This window comes from Treponema sp. UBA753 (genome assembly GCF_002297325.1).
Classification (GTDB): domain Bacteria; phylum Spirochaetota; class Spirochaetia; order Treponematales; family Treponemataceae; genus Treponema_D.
This window is the reverse complement of record NZ_DBKJ01000001.1, coordinates 1-17,696: the sequence shown is the minus strand read 5'-3', so window position 1 is coordinate 17,696 and position 17,696 is coordinate 1. Positions and strand designations below refer to the sequence as shown.

At 38.1% G+C, this 17,696-nt stretch carries 12 protein-coding genes; 2 read left to right on the top strand and 10 right to left on the bottom strand.

Annotation, left to right across the window (positions count from 1 at the left end; genetic code table 11):
* Window positions 1-25: 25 nt before the first annotated feature.
* The gene (locus tag B4C08_RS00060) at window positions 26-6,214 is read left to right on the top strand and encodes a hypothetical protein (protein ID WP_296662028.1); all 6,189 of its coding nucleotides are present in this window, start codon (window positions 26-28) and stop codon (window positions 6,212-6,214) included.
* A 74-nt stretch (window positions 6,215-6,288) separates the two neighbouring features.
* The gene (locus B4C08_RS00055) at window positions 6,289-11,670 is read left to right on the top strand and encodes a JAB domain-containing protein (RefSeq protein WP_296662027.1); all 5,382 of its coding nucleotides are present in this window, start codon (window positions 6,289-6,291) and stop codon (window positions 11,668-11,670) included.
* A 92-nt stretch (window positions 11,671-11,762) separates the two neighbouring features.
* On the opposite strand, the gene B4C08_RS00050 is transcribed toward B4C08_RS00055, so the two are convergent.
* From B4C08_RS00050 to B4C08_RS00005, 10 genes are all read right to left on the bottom strand, one after another.
* A complete protein-coding gene (locus B4C08_RS00050) occupies window positions 11,763-12,230 on the bottom strand; it encodes a hypothetical protein (RefSeq protein ID WP_296662026.1) in 468 nt (155 codons plus the stop codon).
* Window positions 12,223-12,603, bottom strand: coding sequence for a hypothetical protein (locus B4C08_RS00045; protein ID WP_296662025.1), 381 nt, complete (start codon window positions 12,601-12,603; stop codon window positions 12,223-12,225). The genes B4C08_RS00050 and B4C08_RS00045 overlap by 8 nt, the downstream gene beginning before the upstream one ends.
* The gene (locus tag B4C08_RS00040) at window positions 12,600-12,812 is read right to left on the bottom strand and encodes a hypothetical protein (RefSeq protein ID WP_296662024.1); all 213 of its coding nucleotides are present in this window, start codon (window positions 12,810-12,812) and stop codon (window positions 12,600-12,602) included. Before B4C08_RS00040 ends, B4C08_RS00045 begins: the two co-directional genes overlap by 4 nt.
* A 151-nt stretch (window positions 12,813-12,963) precedes the next feature.
* Window positions 12,964-13,302, bottom strand: coding sequence for a hypothetical protein (locus B4C08_RS00035; protein WP_296662023.1), 339 nt, complete (start codon window positions 13,300-13,302; stop codon window positions 12,964-12,966).
* Between the two features lie 69 nt (window positions 13,303-13,371).
* Entirely contained in the window at window positions 13,372-14,358 is a 987-nt protein-coding gene (locus tag B4C08_RS00030; protein WP_296662022.1) for a prohibitin family protein, read from the bottom strand.
* 36 nt (window positions 14,359-14,394) lie between these two features.
* The gene (locus tag B4C08_RS00025) at window positions 14,395-14,778 is read right to left on the bottom strand and encodes a hypothetical protein (protein WP_296662021.1); all 384 of its coding nucleotides are present in this window, start codon (window positions 14,776-14,778) and stop codon (window positions 14,395-14,397) included.
* 31 nt (window positions 14,779-14,809) lie between these two features.
* Entirely contained in the window at window positions 14,810-15,058 is a 249-nt protein-coding gene (locus B4C08_RS00020; protein WP_296662020.1) for a hypothetical protein, read from the bottom strand.
* A 15-nt stretch (window positions 15,059-15,073) separates the two neighbouring features.
* A complete protein-coding gene (locus B4C08_RS00015; RefSeq protein WP_296662019.1) occupies window positions 15,074-15,514 on the bottom strand; it encodes a single-stranded DNA-binding protein in 441 nt (146 codons plus the stop codon).
* Between the two features lie 33 nt (window positions 15,515-15,547).
* Window positions 15,548-16,807 carry a hypothetical protein gene (locus B4C08_RS00010; protein WP_296662018.1) on the bottom strand — a complete coding sequence of 420 codons (1,260 nt, stop codon included), beginning with the start codon at window positions 16,805-16,807 and terminating at the stop codon, window positions 15,548-15,550.
* Window positions 16,797-17,294, bottom strand: coding sequence for a hypothetical protein (locus tag B4C08_RS00005; RefSeq protein ID WP_296662017.1), 498 nt, complete (start codon window positions 17,292-17,294; stop codon window positions 16,797-16,799). The genes B4C08_RS00010 and B4C08_RS00005 overlap by 11 nt, the downstream gene beginning before the upstream one ends.
* Between the last annotated feature and the right edge of the window lie 402 nt (window positions 17,295-17,696).

Here is a 17,696-nt window from a genome sequence, read left to right as displayed (position 1 = left end):
TCGTTGACTTTTTATGGGAGATGAAATGTCTGAAAATGCCAAGAAAGAATATTTGAATTTATTTGAGAACGAAATGAAGAAGAGTGAACAGCAGGAAATTGACAGAATATCAAAAGAACTTGCTTCTTCTGTCCATAATATAAGAAAAAACGAAACAGAAGATTCTAATTATTCCATGAATTTCGACAATTCTCTTCTCGGTTTGAAAGCAGATGAATCAAAAGAATATCGTCTGAACATTTCTTTTGACGGAAACCAGGTTAAAAATTATTCCATTGACTGTATTCATATTGAAAATGGAATAGTGTCTGACATAGACTATGATATTCACAAAAACTTTGACGAGAGGCAGATAAAGCTTTTAGAAGAGGCAAAATCCGGAATTTCAAAAAGAATAAAGGAGTATGAACAAAAGAAAGATATTTCAGAAAAAACTGTAAATGACTATGATGCGGAAAATTTCAAAAAAAGATATGACGCAATAGGCAGTACAAGAAACTTTATCAAAGAAAAACTTTCTGCTGCTGGAATCGAAATTGTTTCTGACAAGGCGGAGTTTGATAGGATTTTAGACAGTGCGGAAATCCTTCAAAAAATGCAAAAAGAAAACAAAGTTGAAAATTTATTTGTTTCTGTAAATAACGAAAATCTTGATTCTGAAATTGATAAAGTTACAATCAATGATGTAAATGTTTACAACAAATACATAAATATATCTAAAGAAACACCTTTCTTGCTAAAAGAGTTTGGCTTAGAAAATTTTCCTGTAAATATTTATAAACAAAAACTTGCACGAGCCCTGTTTCTTGAAAAAGAAAAATATGGCGAAAGATTAACACATGGGCATAAAGGTGAATTTACAGAAAAAGAAGTAAAAGAAGTTTTCAAAAATATAAGCAATCCTCGTTATATATTTAATTCCAAAGGGAATGCAGCAAATCCTGAACATTTTTATTTAATTGGTGTTTATGATGTTTTTGACAAACAAGGAAACCCTATGATGCTTTCTTTTCATTTTAATAAAAACAGAAAAGAAGTTGAGGCAAATTGGGTTACAGCAGTTTATGGAAAAAATTTAAATATTCTTGTAAATGACTGGGTTAAAAAAGGTTTTTTAATTTATAAGAATGACCTGGAAATAAAAAATGCCCCTGAAGAAGTGGTTGCGCTCTATATGCGAGTCTCAAATCTTCAAAAGCATCTTAAATTCATAATAAGGCAAAAGTCTGATTATGTCAATGAAAATGAAATTTTCTTTTACAAACAAAACAGTCTTGTCTACGGCTTTGCTTATGAAGGTAAAATCTATCTAAACCCGGAAATTGCAACTTCAGAAGTCGCTTTGCACGAATATACTCACCTGTGGGATAACTATACACAACGGACAAATCCTGAACTTTGGCAGAAAGGAAAGTATATTTTCAAGAATACTCATTTTTGGAACGATGTAAAAAGCGATCCGGATTATGCTGACATCGCCAATAATGACGATCTTCTTTTGAGCGAAGTTCATGCACGGATTTGCGGAAAAATGGCGGATGAAATTCTTACAAAAATTGCTGAGCGAGATGGCGAGCTTACAAAAAATTCTGTAATTGACTGGGATAAAGAAACCTGGTCTTACATCAAAAAGGAAATTCTTAGTACACTTGATATTGAATTAAACGACCTTGTTTTAATGAGGGATTTTCTTTCTATGCCAATGAAAGACTTAATGAGTGGAAAAAACATTTCGATAGAAAAGGAACTTTACAGAGAAAAGCTGATTGAAGAAGCAAAACTAAATGAAATTGTCATTCCTCCTTATTCAAGAGAAAAGCGTGACATAGAAATTATCCGAGATTTTCTTGCAAAAATTGAAAATGTTCCTGCTAATCAAATTGAGGACAAAATGGTTTTTGCCATAATTGACAATATTGGGAAAGACTGGACTCAAGCTCCTGGTGATTCTGGTGATTTCTTGAAAATAAGAAAAGACGGCTCTGTAGAGCATATTTCTGCATTAGGTTCTGTTGAAAAAGAACCTATAAAAGTCCTTGATATAATCAAATCATTTGCAGAAAACCATGCCGCTGTTTCTGATGAAGGCAGTCAGCAAAGAAAAGACTATGAATACATTGTTCACCTACAGGAAAGCAAGAAATGGGATTTAATTGAAAAAAAATATCCGGATTATGAAACAAGCAAGGCCGTAGCCCTTTCAAATGATATTGCCATGTGGGATGAAGGACAGAATGACGATTTCAGGACTGTTGAGCAGTTCAATGAAAGGGAAGGCTCTTTCTTTAAGTCCAGAGAAGAAATTCTTGAATTCGGAAACAAGCTTGACGAGCAGCTTTATAAAACAGCCTATGCCTATATGAATCACATGGAAACTGATGAGTTTGAAGTTTCGGAGGCAATGGCTGAAAAAATTCACGAAGAGCAAAAAGAAATAACTGTCACTCATTCTGTTACATTCCCATGTGGATTTACATTTCCCAAAGAGATTGAAAATGATTACGGCAAAAAAGAAGAATATCGATGGAAAGTTTTTGATGAACTGAAGGCAAAATACGGCTTTAACGAAAATGATGCCGAGACCGAGTATTTCGACGATAAGGTTTCTCCAAAAAATGATTCGTTCAATATTAATTTTGCGGCTCCTGTGCCCAATGACATCAAAAAGTCAAAAGAAATGGTTGAAAAGTGGATAAAAAATATAGAAAAAGATCTTACAGAAAATTACGGTGCGTTTATAAACTGGCAAGGCGGAGAACGTCTTGAAGAAAAATATAACTCTATGGAAGAATTTGAAATGAAAAGAGAAGAAAGACCAATACCTGAATCTGAAAAAGCACAAGATGCAACAGCATTGGACGTGATGAATTATCTTTACTCTAACGGCGATACTGTAGAGCAGGATGTTGCTGACGAAATTATCCGTATCTTCGGAGAGAGAAACGAGAATCTTTTTAAGGATTCAGACGGCCGCATTTTGCTTGCTGCAGAAAATGAATCAAAAGAGCTTTCTCCTAAAGAATTGTGCGAACAGACAATTCTGGAACTTGATAAACGTCTTGAAAGTCAAAACCTGTCATACCTCGAAAAAGAATCTCTTGAAGAATACAAAAACAAGCTGAATGTCTTTGCTGAGGAAAACCTGGAATATCATATTCAAGTTTATCCTGGCAAGCTATATGAGCATTTAGTTGAACTCGGCCTTGAAATTCCTGAATACTGCATTGAAGCCGTTATGTCCGAGATGGAGTCAAAGTGGGCGGAAGAGATTGTAGAGAACACCAAGGGCGAGCTGTTGTGGCATGACATGGAAGGCGAGAGGGGCTACCGCTATGATGTTCTTGATGCAAGCCGGCTTGAAATGCTGGTGGCAAATACGATTGATTCTCTTGGCGATTGGAAAGAGCGTCCTGAAAATAAAAGCGCTTCTGAAACAGAAATCTCTCGCCATGACTCAATGATAAAAGCTCTTTCTGAAACTTTAAAAAGCATAAGACTTTATTCTAATTTGGACAACGCCTTTGAAATTGCAAGGCGAACTGTAGATGTGAAGCAGCCGTTCAACGGAAAAAAGTATTCAGCAGCTGAAAAAGGCGTGTATATTTTGGAGGCGGTAGAGCGTTTTTCTGAAAATGCACCGGAATCTTTGAACCATGATTTTGAAATCCTTCTGAAAGGAAAAGATTCCGTTGAGAACGGCATTGACTCGCTTGTTTTTGTCCGGCCTGATTCGGAGCAGATGAAAATCGGGTTGGAAAACGGCTGGGATTTTGAAGAGGCTTGCAAGGGATATGTAATAGCCGGATCTGATGAGCTTCCTGACGGAGTTGAAGTAATCCAGCGCATTGACGATATGGGTGTTTTTGGCAGCGATGAAGCGGCCGCTGTCCAGGCGCAGAAAGATGGAATAAAGGTCATTCCTTCATACAAGCTGTCTTTCAGTGACGATGACCCTATGAGCTGTTACAGCTATGTGGACTCACCGGAAAACAGGGAGCTTCTGAAAGATTATATTCTTTCAGAAGCGGAAATGGCTTTAAATATTGAAATTGACAGGTTCAAAGACAGAACAGGAACAGATTATACATTGCCGGAACAGCTGAAAGATTCAGCGCAAAAGTTTGATGAAGAAAATCTAAAAAAATGGAACAATCCTGACCAGCCTTATTCTGTATTGCTTACTGATGATATAACTGGAAATCATCTTTTGGTAGAAGTTAGGAACTCCTTATATAGTACATATCTTTTTGACAGCAGCGGTAAATTCATTGAGGAAGTCAAAAATTTTACAGGCTATAGAGAAAAACCAAAATCTGATATATTTATTGATATTACAAGCTCAATAGAGGCTGGGATTATCACCATGGACGACTATCAGAAGCATAATCTCTGGGGAGATTTCCATAAATTCCATATAAACAGAGACAAAGAATTGAAAGAAAATCTCATAACGGTAAAAACAGATTTATTTTTGTATGATAAAAAGATGTGGCAGCAGAGAAGGGAATACGCAACAGATTATTCTGAATCAAAGTTCCTTGGTCATATTTTGGCAGAGGCTTTCTGTACCGCTGATTTTAAACCAGAAGTTTGGTCTTATCTTATTGAAAAAGACGCTGACATAGACGAAGCTTTGAAAACCGCCGCAGCTGATGCGAATCTTGGAGACAATTTGAAATGGCTGGTTGAAAATGCGCCTGAAGAACAATGGGAAAGAATAAAAAACAATTCACCGTTCTGCAGGGAAGTTATGGATATTGCAGAAAAAAGCATTGCAAACGATGAGGAATTTTCTGTAAATCCTATGCTTTCTCTTTCTGAAAAAATCGGAATGGAAACTGAATGTATTCGGTATTGCAACAGCCTTATAAAAGAATATGGGAAAAAATATGACTTTTCTGAATTAAAAGATTCTGTAGACAAATTCACACAAAAAAATGTCTATGCGGTAGCCTCAAATATTTATGATGCGCTCTTGGATGCGGAAAAATCCGTTTATACAGGAAAAGAACTCAAGGAGCTGGGCATTGCTGTGCGCTTCATCTGCAATATTTCCGCTGGCTCTGAATTCTCTGCCGACACGCTTAGAAAAGAATTTCCTGAAGTCTGGAATGACACTGACATCTTGAGAATACAGAGCGACTTCAATGCGGACGGCGTTATGCAGCAGCCAGTCTACCTAATCCATTTCGACAAGGACATGAATGAAGTCAGTTCCATGAAAATGGATTCACTTTCTTCTATTAATAATGTTCAGCTGAAAAGAAAACTCGCAGACCATTTCAACCTTTTTGTTAATAAAAACTATGATATGTCAGTGAGGGAAGCATTTGACCTTGAGCCTAAGCCCGGAAAAGTTTTCACTACAGATGATGCGAAAGATTTTGCTGAAATCCTGAACAGCTATAGAAACAGCAGCGCAGAGCCTGAAATTTCTGAGGAGATTGCCGGCTGCATTATCGAATATCTTGAGTATGAGGATTACCGTGTATATCTTGAAAAGGAAAAGGGCAATCTCTGTCTTTATGATAATTCAGAGGACTACACAGGGCATGGAGAAATCCAGACGGTAAAGGATATTGTGGAGTTCGCCATGGAAATGGCATACAAGGCGAAAGAATTGGAATACGATGTCTATTCGCCTGAATCTCTTGAAAAGTTAAAGAACCTTAACGACGCTTATAATGCAAACAGTTTGTCATCCAGTCTTTTGCAGGCAACCTCTGATGAAGAGCGGCAGTCTATCTATATGGAGCATTACGGAATTTCAGACTATGCTGTAAGCCGAAAGGAAAATATCCTTACTTACTATGTTCCTGCAAGAACAGACGAGGAAAGATTCGCAGGCTATCCTGTAAAAGCGACAGTGAATCTTCTCAATGGAAAAGAAAGCCGCATATCTGTAACAGAAAAGGAATGTCATGATGCGCATGAGCAGTATATGCTTGAAAATATCGGCAGACGGTATGTCAGCAGAATAAAGGATTTGCTTCCAGAAAATGAGCGCAAGTCTGTGGAAAGCGTTTTAAAAGCCGGAAAGCTTGCGATGAAAGATTTCTCTGATGATGACAAGAAATATATAAGCCAATTCATGAAAAACCTTGGCGCAACAGACGGTGATTCACTTGGGAAGGCTTTGAACAAGGCTGTAACTCCGATTTCAGAGCAGAAGAGAGAAAAGTCCTTGAAAGGCTATGAAGAAAGAGGAAGATGAAAATTTAAAATTGTAGAGTAAAATAGAATAGAAGTATTAGCTTTTTTATTTTACTTTCTTAGAAGGATAAGCTTATGGAAAATTTGCAATCATACGACACAGGCAAAAAAGAAAATTCTGTTTCTAACGCAATAATATCTTTTGAGCAGAATCCTGCCGCAATTCTTGATATTGTCGGCAAGCGGTTTGATGTGGATAAGAATGGAAAGCCTACGATGGATGGTTTCAAGGCGCTTTCAAGGGCTATGGAAATCTATTCGGACAAGCACTATGAAACGGCACGCTATCTTTTTATAAAGGACGGACAGATAATCCGCCATAAGACGGTTACTTCGCAGACACCTTCATCAACAAGAATCAAGCCTGACAACCGTTTCCTTTATGACCTGAAAAACTATGCTGATGACACAAATTCTAAAATCGTTTTTCTGCACAATCATCCTTCGGGCTATGTTGAGCCGTCTGAAGCTGATATTGATTTGACGAGTTATCTTTTAAATTTTTTCGCAAAATCAGACGGAAGCAACTCATTTTGCGGCCACATTATTCTTGACCATGGCAGTTATGGGCTTTGGACTTCAGAAACAAATCAGTGGAATGCGCTTATTGACGGCAAATTGAAGCCCATTGACGCTATTGAAAAAAAAGTCCGCCTTACGAAATATGGCAGGCAGGTTGCTTTTGCTGCGGACGGAATACCCATGAAGTCCATGCTTGAGCTTGCGGAATTTGCAAAGCAGTGTGACTCAGTAAACGCATGGAACAAAAAGGACTGGATTCCGGCATTTCTTCTTACAGGAAACGGAGTCGTCTCATCCTTTGAGCATTTGAGCACCCTCGAGTTTGAGAATGAATACGCTTTGTCCGAAAAGCTCAAGTATCTTGGCCGCAACTACGGCTCAGAGAATATAGTCCTTTTTCCTGACTCAAAAAAACAGTTCTTGGTATGCGAACGCTTTGCACAGGATACCGGCAAAGTAAAGGACATTTTTTATAAAAATCCAGACGGAACGTTTGAGCTTTCCCAGTTCAGAAACGGAAATATCTTCAGCGACCTTGAAGCTGGTGAAATAATCGTTGATGACTCGGAAAACTATGAGAGAAAAATTGAAGAAGAATCAATTTATTCAGATAGAGTAAATCAAAATATTGAAACAAACAAGGAGAATAAAACTATGGCAGATATGGCAGAAAAAAGAGATTTCAACGCAAATGAGAGTATTTCAGAGAATATTGAGCAGAAGAAAGATTCCTTTGACTTGGAGCTTGAGAAGTTCAACGATGGAAAGCTTCCAGATTCCCATGTTTTCAACCTTGGAAAACCTGGCGAAATTCTGCAGAACTGCGGTTTTCCTGCTGAGCACCGGATCGAGCTTGCGGCCGCAAGATTAAGAATGAAAGCGACCCAGGGAAACCATCCTTTTGACATAATGGATATACAGGGGCTTGTTGGAGCCTTGCAAGAGCCTGTGGTAGTATTTGAGTACGGCGACAAGAGCAAATCCCAGAATGTCATTGTAAATCTTGAAAAAGACGGAAAAAACTTTCTTGTGGGCGTGTTCTTTAATCAAAAACAAAGAGGTTATGAAGTTTCTGATATTCGAGGTCTTTTTAACCGTGACAACATGGACTGGATTCACTGGATTCAGCAGGGAAAAATGATTTACGGAAACAAAGAAAAAATCCAAGTCCTTGCTGAACAACAGCGAACTAATCTCGCTGAGGTGCACAACAAGGAAGCCAGAACTTCATCCGACTCATACTACTTGGATTCTGTAGATAATATACTACAGAGTTTTGGAGATGTCAAAGATATTTATACAAAAGATTATCCTGGATACGCAGAGCAGAAGGAACGCTTTGAGATTTTCAAGAAATTCCGCAGCGCTTATCAGAAAGTCGAGGCTATCAATGTTCTTGATGCCGTGCAGGAAGCTGATGAATTTTATGATGCGCTGAAGTCCAATAATAAGGAAGTGATTGCAAGGTATACAGATGCCTTTGAATATCCAGAGCTTGCCGACGCTGCAAAATCTATCATTGAAGAACGCTCTTTCAGCCAAAAAGCGGAAAAATATATAGCCGATGTAAACACTTACAGATTCCAGAGCGGTGAATCTTTGGAAGAATTGATAAGAAGCGATAATGATTTTCCCACAGATGCGGCTTTCCTTGACAACCTGATAGACGTAAATATCCGTGAAGTCTATGGATATGCAACAGAAGAGGAGCAGAAAGTATTGAGACAGTTCGCCTCTTCCAGAAATGATTATGACACAGACATGAAAACTCTTGCGGTTCAGACGGACTGTATCTCAAGATGGATAGTCGCCAGACATTGGAATCCCGAACAGCAGGAATTTCAGAAGGAATATGTAAATCATAAGGCAATTAAAGATTTTCCATACGAGCTTCCATGGGAAATGAAAATGGTAGAGGCGGCGGTCTTTCAGTCTGAAAGCAAGGAAAAGGCGACAGAATTTGTTCTTTCAAAATTAAAATCAGACGGAATTGAAGTTATCAGCGATAAAACGGAATTTGAAAGCACGCTTGCCGAACTGAAAGATAGTGATGAGTTAATCCAAAGAATGACAGAATCTTTTGAGAAGTCTGAGAAACTGCAGTCAGATAACAATTCTGTCCTGCGTGCAAATGAAGAGGTTAGAGACATTCTATCTGAAGCTTTGGATAAAACTGCCGAGCCGTTAAAAGATGTTGTTTATTCATGGGAGAATTATGTAAGGATTTTTGGAGATGGCGTTATCCAGTCTCCTGTTGAGACTATAAAAATGGGAAGAAATCAGTTTGTCCGTCTGTGTCCGCCTGACAGAAACAATCTTATGGGGGCAATCTATGAAACGATGACAAAACTTTCCATAGTTCTGGAAAAGGAAACATTCGATGAAAAGTCTGAAAGCTTCAAGCCTGTCCATGTATATGGAAAGTCATTTATAAATCAGGACAACGACCACAAAAGAGCCGTTGAGTCTATCATAGTTTTTAAGGATGGGCAGAACATTGCGGCAAGCCTGCATAACAAGACAATTTCAGCCCTTGTGAAGCAAATAAAAACGGCTGACGACATTATCTATCTGGATAAGGAAGCCAGCCGAGTAGCTATGTTCGACTTAAAAGACGGATATAGCCATGTGGTGAAAGAAACAGAAGAGTTTCTTTCCAGCGCAGGACAAAAGTCCCTGCCTTTATGGAACAAATCTTATGATGAAGGCAAAATTTTGTCAATATCAGACTTGATAGCCAAAGGCGAAATTGAAGGTGGAAAACTTGAGATAACAAAGGATAATTTTGACAAATATTTCAATATTTTCAACCAGAATATAAGAGTCTACAAGGACAAGCCGAACAAAATTGCAAGCGACTTGTTCAGTTTTTATGTAAAGCCTGAAAATAAAACTCAAATGAAGCGGTGGCTTGAATCGCAAGGCTATAAAATAAATGAGAATCAAAGAGCAGAAAAGGCTGTCTTGTCTGAATATACAGTGTCCGACGGCACGACATACGGATTTGCCTACAACGGAAAAATCTATCTCAATCCAGATTTTGCAGACTCCGATGTGGCAATTCACGAATACACACATCTTTGGGATGAGTATACGAAAAACACAAATCCTCAGCTTTGGGAAAAAGGCAAGGATGTATTCAGGAAAACTCATATCTGGCAGGAAGTGAAAAGCGACTCTAACTATGCGGACATAGCGGATAATGATGACCTTGTTCTCAGTGAGGTTCACTCAAGAATTTGCGGAAAAATGACGCAGGAAGTTCTTGAAAGAATCGCAAGAGAAGACGGCGAGATTGCTAAAGACAGAGCCATCGACTGGAATAAAGAATTCAATGAGTATCTTTTTTCTGAGCATGGATTATTTGCAAAGGAAAAACTTGGTAATGAACGCCTATTTATAGAAGAATTCATGTCGCTTCCTGTAAAGGACTTGTTTAATGAGAACAGGGAGATAAATATGAATAGTCCGTCCCGGGATGAATCCGTGGACAATGGGATTGAAGCGGTTCTTGCAAATGGCGGAATGAGTGAAGCTGCGATGGAAAGAGACTATGAGGCGGAACAGAATCAGAAATCTGGCTACATTGACGAGGACGGAAAATCTCATTGGCTTGATGAGGAAAACGGCATTGATACGCTCGGTGAAGAGCGGAATGAAGAGTATTTTGAGCTTTATGATAATGCTTCTGCCTTAAAAGAAGAAAAGAGCGCAGACAATGCTGTTTCAGATAAACTGAACTATTCTGAAAAACAGCAGTTTAAAGATGCGATTCAAAAACTGACTGAACAGAATCAGGAGCTTATAAAACAGAACATTCAGCAGCAGAAAGAGATTGAGCTTTTAAAAAACAGGGAAATTGTTCCTAAAGATGAAAAGAAAACTGGCGAAATCTCTCAGTCTGAAAGCCGGGAGTCGGTGAATGAAAACAATCATAGGGCAGAGAATATTTCTACCAGAGGATTCAGCAGGGAAAATGCCTACAAAGTCAATACCGTGCTGCCAAAGTTCGGGCATCCGAATGAAAAGACAGGAAAGACGGATATAATAGAAAACGCTGTTTTTGCAAAACTTATTGAAAACCGGCTTAATAACAGCATGAATCAGGTTGTGCTTTCCATTCCACAGAAAGACGGCTCCAATAAGGATTTGATTATTTATGAGCAGGAATACAACAAGCTTATAAATGCCTGCGAAAGATTCGAGGAAATGAAGCGCACCGTTGAGGATAATACATGGGACTGGGTTAAAGGACATCAGGACTACAATAAAGCTATGCTGCTTGACGAAGGCAATTATCGCATGACTACGGCTGAAAACTTCATGCACAATTTTCGTGTCCACTGCATAAGGCAGGTTTCAAATCCTGAAGAAGCTCTTTATATTGCAAAAGAGATGTTCAAAAGCCTGAACAAAAGAGATCAGGAACGATTTGCTAAAATGAAAAAAAGCTATGAAAAGTTGTATGGAAAGAATTCTTACACAAGACTTCTTTTGAAAGAGTTTGAAGCGATTTCAAAAGAAAAGCAGCTTTCTCCGGAAGTTCTGAAATTTCACTTCAATGGAGACAATGTTATTATCCAGGACATGAACAAGGATTTTAATGAGATGAAAATTGGAGAAGAAATTGAGGATACTGGTGTGAAAGTAGGGGACACAATTCCTCTTGGAATGACCATGAAAACTTTTGACAATAAAAAGATTGTAATTCCGAAATCTGATTTCAAGATTGTAAGAGTTTCTCAGAATATGATTCCAAACCGGGCGATTATCATCAATGAAAAGACAAATGTCGTTTATAAAATGCCTCTGAAAGAGCTTGTTACTCATATTCGGAAGGTTGAAAAACACAGAAGGCGAGAAGAGGAAAAGGACTTGAAAAAGCAGGTTAAAACCTACGGATTCAAAGGACAATATGAAGGCTTTAGCCGTTAAACTTATATGATACTAAAAGACTGTTGAAAAAAGTTGTTACTGGCGGTAACTGTTTTTCAGCAGCCTTTCAAAAAATACATTTAAAAGATAATTTAAGATAATTCTGATGACAGAGATGAAGCTGTCTTAACATAAACAAAAATTCTCACTTCATTAAAATTGTCAGCAAATTTGTTTTTGACAGTTAGTGATGTAAAGCCCGATTTCAATGCTCTTATAGTCAATTTTTCTGGAGTTGTAGAAGATTCTATCACTATCACATCTTTTTGACCGCTATCATTGATTCCAAAGCTAAAGCCGGTTCTGTTCTCTTCTGTAGTTCCATTTACAAGAATAATATCGACAGTTTTAATTTCTCCTTCAGTCATAAAAATCATTTTTTCGGAAGAGACAATATATTTTTTAACAGGTAAGTTTTCATCGATCTTATCTTTTATTGCAAGCGGATTTAATCTGTTGAAATCAAAAATACCTATTTGGTAGAACAAGGCTGACAGACTTATAATCAATGAAATTATGCTGAGCACTAAATATCCAGGCAATGATTTTCTATTATTCAAAATAAACCCCTTTACCGTCGAAAATTACGTTTATAAATCCATCTGAGTCGAGTTTTTTGTATATGTTATAACCTGTTTCATGGATAGTTTTACTTTCGAGAACGCCATAAAAACTGTTTGTCGCTTCTATTTTTACAGCATATTTTCCTGGTTCAAGTTTTATGAACTCGCTGGAATTATTTTCAATTTTTCCAGTCCAGACAAGCTGATAGCCGGAAGCTTCGGACTCCATTGCATAGACGGCAGAGATATAGACACTGTCATTTTCAGATTCGTTTCTTACAACAAGAGAGCCTTTGTCATCTGTGTTTAAGTTGCAGCTGCAAATTATAAGTGAAAACAATGCAAGAATTGACACAAAAATCTTTTTCATTTTTCCCCTCTATAATATCTTCTCATCTTTCTTTTTAATTCCCGCATTTCTTTTCGGTGAGATGGATCATCAGTTAACCAATTAAGAAAAAGAATGAATCCTATTGGCAAACCAACTACAATAGGAATAACTATATACCAGTATCTTACAATCAGCGCTATGGTAAAAAGTCCGGAAATGCCTGCGAATGGTATAGGGCAGTAATACATTTTATTTCCTCCATAAATATTTTATAACGGCATATCAAGAGATACGCTTCTTTCTTTTGATTTGATTATATCATATATTTGAAAAAAGTAAATAATAAAATCAAAAAAAATATTAGAAATTCATTTGCTCTTTTCAACAATATTTGCTTGGTTAGTCATGCTCCTGTCTTTCTCCGTCGAGCCACCATTCTTTTACGGAAAATCCTTCCGAAATGACTGCCGGCTCTCCATTGTCTCTGTGAAGTTTTCCTTTTCTCCAGTATTCCTGATGGCCTTCTGATTCAACCGCAGGTTTCTGCATGATGAAATTTCCTTTGCTGTCAAACAAATCTCCGTCAAGAAAACCGTTTCTGAACCTTATTAATGTTTTCTTTCCCTTGTCATAGTCTTTCGCATAGACACGGATGCCGTTCTGCGGATTTCCATTTTCATCAAGCTGTTTGCGAGTTTTTCCGTTATGTTCAATGAAGATTGATGCCGATTTTTTCATAGTTTTCCTTCGTTATGTTTTCCACAGCCTTAAACCTTTACAGGAAATAAGGCTATGGAAATAGCTTGTCTATTGTTTTGCTGCAGGCAAATTTACGATGCCGCCAGCTGCCGTGAGCGGCACATACTGCGGAACAAGACTTCCGTCCCATTTTTCATAGTATGCCATCTGTTCCTCGTGTTTCCACTGTTGCTGCTGGACATTCATGTTCTGGGCGACTTTTGCGTTGTAATACGCAATTCCGTCTGCCTCTGCTTTCTTAGCCTGGGCTTCATTCTGTGCCTTTATGAGTTGTGCTTCTGAATCCAGCTGGGCAGCCTGTTTTTTTGCTTCCGCTTCTTTTACAAGCTTTTGTGCGTTTGCTGCGGCGATATTCGCTTCCTGCTCAGCCTGTCTTACCTGCTGGGTTCTGTTTGCGGTTTCCTTTATCTGTCTGTCAAAATCCTCAGACCAGTTCCAGTTTGTGATTGTTGTCTGGCTGATACTTATAGGATAGTCTTTCATTCTTGACAGCATTGATTCTGCGACTTTTGAAGTGACTTCCGGTTGTTTTTCCACAAGCTCGTAGATGGAATACTGACCTACAACTTCCTTTACGCTTGCTATTATATTTGACTGCATTGCCGAGCTTACAACGCTGTCGCCATAGCGTTTTGCAATATCCATGATTCTGTTTTCATCATAGGCATATTTTACGTTTACTGTTGTTCCTACAGTCTGCATATCCTTTGTTATCGCTCCGTCATTTCCTACAAAGAAAGTTGTCTCAAATGTCCGTGGTGATATTGAGTATTTCTTTACCGTAGAAACGAACGGAATGTGGAATTTTATTCCAGGCTGGATCACATCGCCTTTTACTTTGCCGAAGAAATACTCAATGCCTCTTTCTCTCTGCTGTACTATTGAGCATGAATTTCCGGCTAAGACAAGAGCGGCAATTACAAACAGAATTATTTTTACAGTTCTTTTTATTTTGTGTCCGTTTTTTTTCATGAAGTTTTCAAAGGAAAGTTCCTCTGCATTTTCATTTTTTTCAAAATAATCTTTTTTGCCCATAGTTTTATCTCCCATAAAAAGTCAAGATTAATACTTTTATTCTACTGGTTCCACTTCGACTTCATTGCGGATTTCCTGAATTTTTCCGTTCTGCCAGTCTTCCTCGTAATATCCGAAGTTCTGTACTATTGCAGGGAATCCGTCTGGAACACCGTTTCTCCAGTATTCAGTTCCTCCGAATCCGTACTCAAGCGCCGGCCTTTTTTCCAGCAAGTTTCCGCTTTCGTCATAGATGTTGCCGTCAAGCAGACCGTCTCTGAACCTGCATATAGTGTCTTCTTCCTCGTTTTCAAAGCGGTATTTTATTTCGCCGTTTAGAAGTTTTCCGTCCTTTCCGATGACAGGAACTCCGATGAATTGCCTTGCCCTAGAACATGAGTCTTCGTTGTTGTTAGTCCTTATTGATTTTATTGTATTCATAAATAGTCCTTAGAAACAAATAAAGTGACTGTCAGCAATGGGTTCCGAAATCAATGATGTTTTTGAACTCATTGCCGAGCATTTCCAGCTTTTCTGCTTTTCTTTTGCCGGAGATTATGAGCTTATTGAATACCGACAGAACTAACTGTTTTTCAGACGGCTCTAATATAATGCTGTCTTCACTGTTTTTGTCCGCCTCTTTTATTTTTTTTATAATATGGCAGGCATACTCCATTTCATAAGGCTCCATTTTTATTGTAATAGCCATGTATTCGCTCATATTTAATCCTTTTACTTAGCAGATTGCTCCGCTTTCATCTGGCGGAAAATCCATTACGTTGTCATAGCCATTTGGCGCTGCTGGAGCCGTGTTCTCTGCGGCTGCTTCTTTCTTTGCACCGCCGACCCACGGGTTGAGTTTTCCAGGCTCCGCTACGAATTTAAGCTGCTGATGATTTTTTCCGTCTTTGTCAGTCCAGCTGTCTGTGTCAAGATGACCTTCAACGTTTATGTACGTGCCTTTTTTCAGCCATTTGAACATTGACTCTGCGTAATTTCCAAAGAGCGTGAAATCTACAAAAGCAGGCTTGTCAACCCATTCTTCAGTGTCCTTCTTCTTCATGCTTCGGTTTATAGCCATAGACACCCTTACAATGCTCATTCCGTTCTGTGTCTTTTCAAGCACACAGTCCCTTGTTAGTCTGCCTCCAAGACAAACTGAATTCAAATCTGTCATATTATTCCTCCATGACGCTTTATTTTTACAGTCCTAACAGACTGATAAATTCAGGTATTTTTGTTCAATCATATATATCTCTTTTTGATATTCCTCAGCCTTGTGTTTGTCTTGAAAACGGACTGCAAGAGGATATTTTTCAAATACGGCTGCGATTGCTCCTTCATATTGCAGATACTTTTGCTTGTCCTGCTTTTTAAGTATGAATATTGCCTTTGAGTGCTCTACATCTTTTGAGCTTTCCATCATTTCCTTTGAAAGCCTGCACTCAGAGTTCGGACATTCCCTGTCATTTTTATCATGCAAAGTTCCGCATACAGGACATATAATCATTCTTGCCTTTTTTTCTGCAAGAATTTTTTCCTGCCTTTGTTTTTCAAATGAGAATCTTGCCATATAGAATTCAGAGGTGAACGACTTGAAAAAGTAGCTCGGAAAGTTGTCATAATTCTTGCATTTTTTCTGGAGAATTTCATAAATCCATTCAAGATATTCTGCTATGAACTTTTCAGAAATACCGCACTTTCGCATATTGCTGATAAAATCAGGATAAGGATTCGGATTGAATTTCGGATTATATCCAAACAGCCTCTCTATTGCTTTTGAAAAATCTGCTTCTGCTGCTTTTGCTGTGTCAAATGTTTTTTCAGAGGTGTCTGAAAATGCGTTTCCGCTAGAAGAACCAGAAGTAGTGAGCGAATTTAAATTGATAGACGGATTATATATAAGGCTCTGGACATTTCTGTCCAAAGCAGCGTTTTTGCATAGGACATTTCTGTCTGAAGCAACGGTCTTGCTTTGGACAATTTTGTCTGAAGCACCTTCTTTGCTCTGGTCATTTTTGTCCGAAGCAAAGCTGGTGTTTTCCTTATGAGGATTTATTTTCTGCTCAGGTTTTGAGCTGTCGCTGTAGAATGACTTGAAAAGTTCTGTCAGACTGAAATATGTGAACAGGCCTTTTTTGCCGTGCGATATTGTCTTTTTAAGAAGGATTTTTCCGTTTACATATTTGTCGAATCGCCTCTGTATTGTTTTCAGCGACTGGAATTTCAATATCGGAAAGGCGTCAATTATCGCCTCATACCGTATGTTGAAATAAACAATTCCGTCTATTTCTGTAGTCCACATGCCTTTATAATCCTTGTTTTCCGACTTTCTTGTTACGGTATCGACTATAAAGTCCTTGAACCATTGAAAAATTATTATATCAGTAGGATCTATTGCGTAATCCGGGTTCTTGTCATTGTATCTTGTGATTTCTGCTTGGGAAAAACTGTAAATGTTATATTGCATCAGCTTTCACCTTCTTTGAGGCATTATGGGTTATAAACCATTTAAGGTTTTTCAGTTCTTTCGGAAAATCAACATTTAAGAAGCTGCCTTCCTCAAGGTAATAGTCAAAAATTTCTTTCTTGTCATAGTGATTGAACTTTTTTAAGTTGCTGCTTAAAAGCTCCGGAATATCATTGTCTTTGTCTGAAAAAAGTTTTCTTGCGCTATATGTGTTTATCAGTTGGTACACATCTTCTGTCAGTGCAAAATATCTTGTTGAATGTTTGTAAAAAATAGCTGCGCCTACGCATTTCAAAAGAACTGAAACCCTTTCACCTGAAAGGTAGTTCTTTATATATTTATCTATGCCGTTTTTCTTGGCAAGTTTTAAGTTATATGTGTTCATTTTCTCAATGATTATGTCATTGCCAGATGTTTCAATGATGCCTTTGACACCTAGAATAAGGCAAAAATAAAATCTTGCGTCTATCTTGTATATTTTGTTCATAGTTCAGTCCTTCTTAAAACAGATTTTTCCAATAAAAATTTTTCTATTGGAAAAATCAAAAAACAGCAGCCTATCGTTACCACACGATGCTTTTATCCGCTGTTGGAACATTGCTGACTGTCTCTCCTGAAAGTGAAACTTCCACACTTTTGCAAGCGACCAGCAAGCCTGCTTATAAATAATACAAAGCAGCTCTCTGTACTTTTATGTTTTTATTTTTATGCGTGACACGCACAATTTCGCTTTTGCTCAAATAATTGCTATAAAGCTTTAGGTGCCTCCTTTTTGATTTTTGAAAATGCGCTGAGCCTCATGCCTTTTCCTCCTTCTGAATATTCCTGCCGTGCTCACGGAGGATCCCCTTGAGTTTTTCCTGCATCAGAATGAATTTTCCGTCTGGAA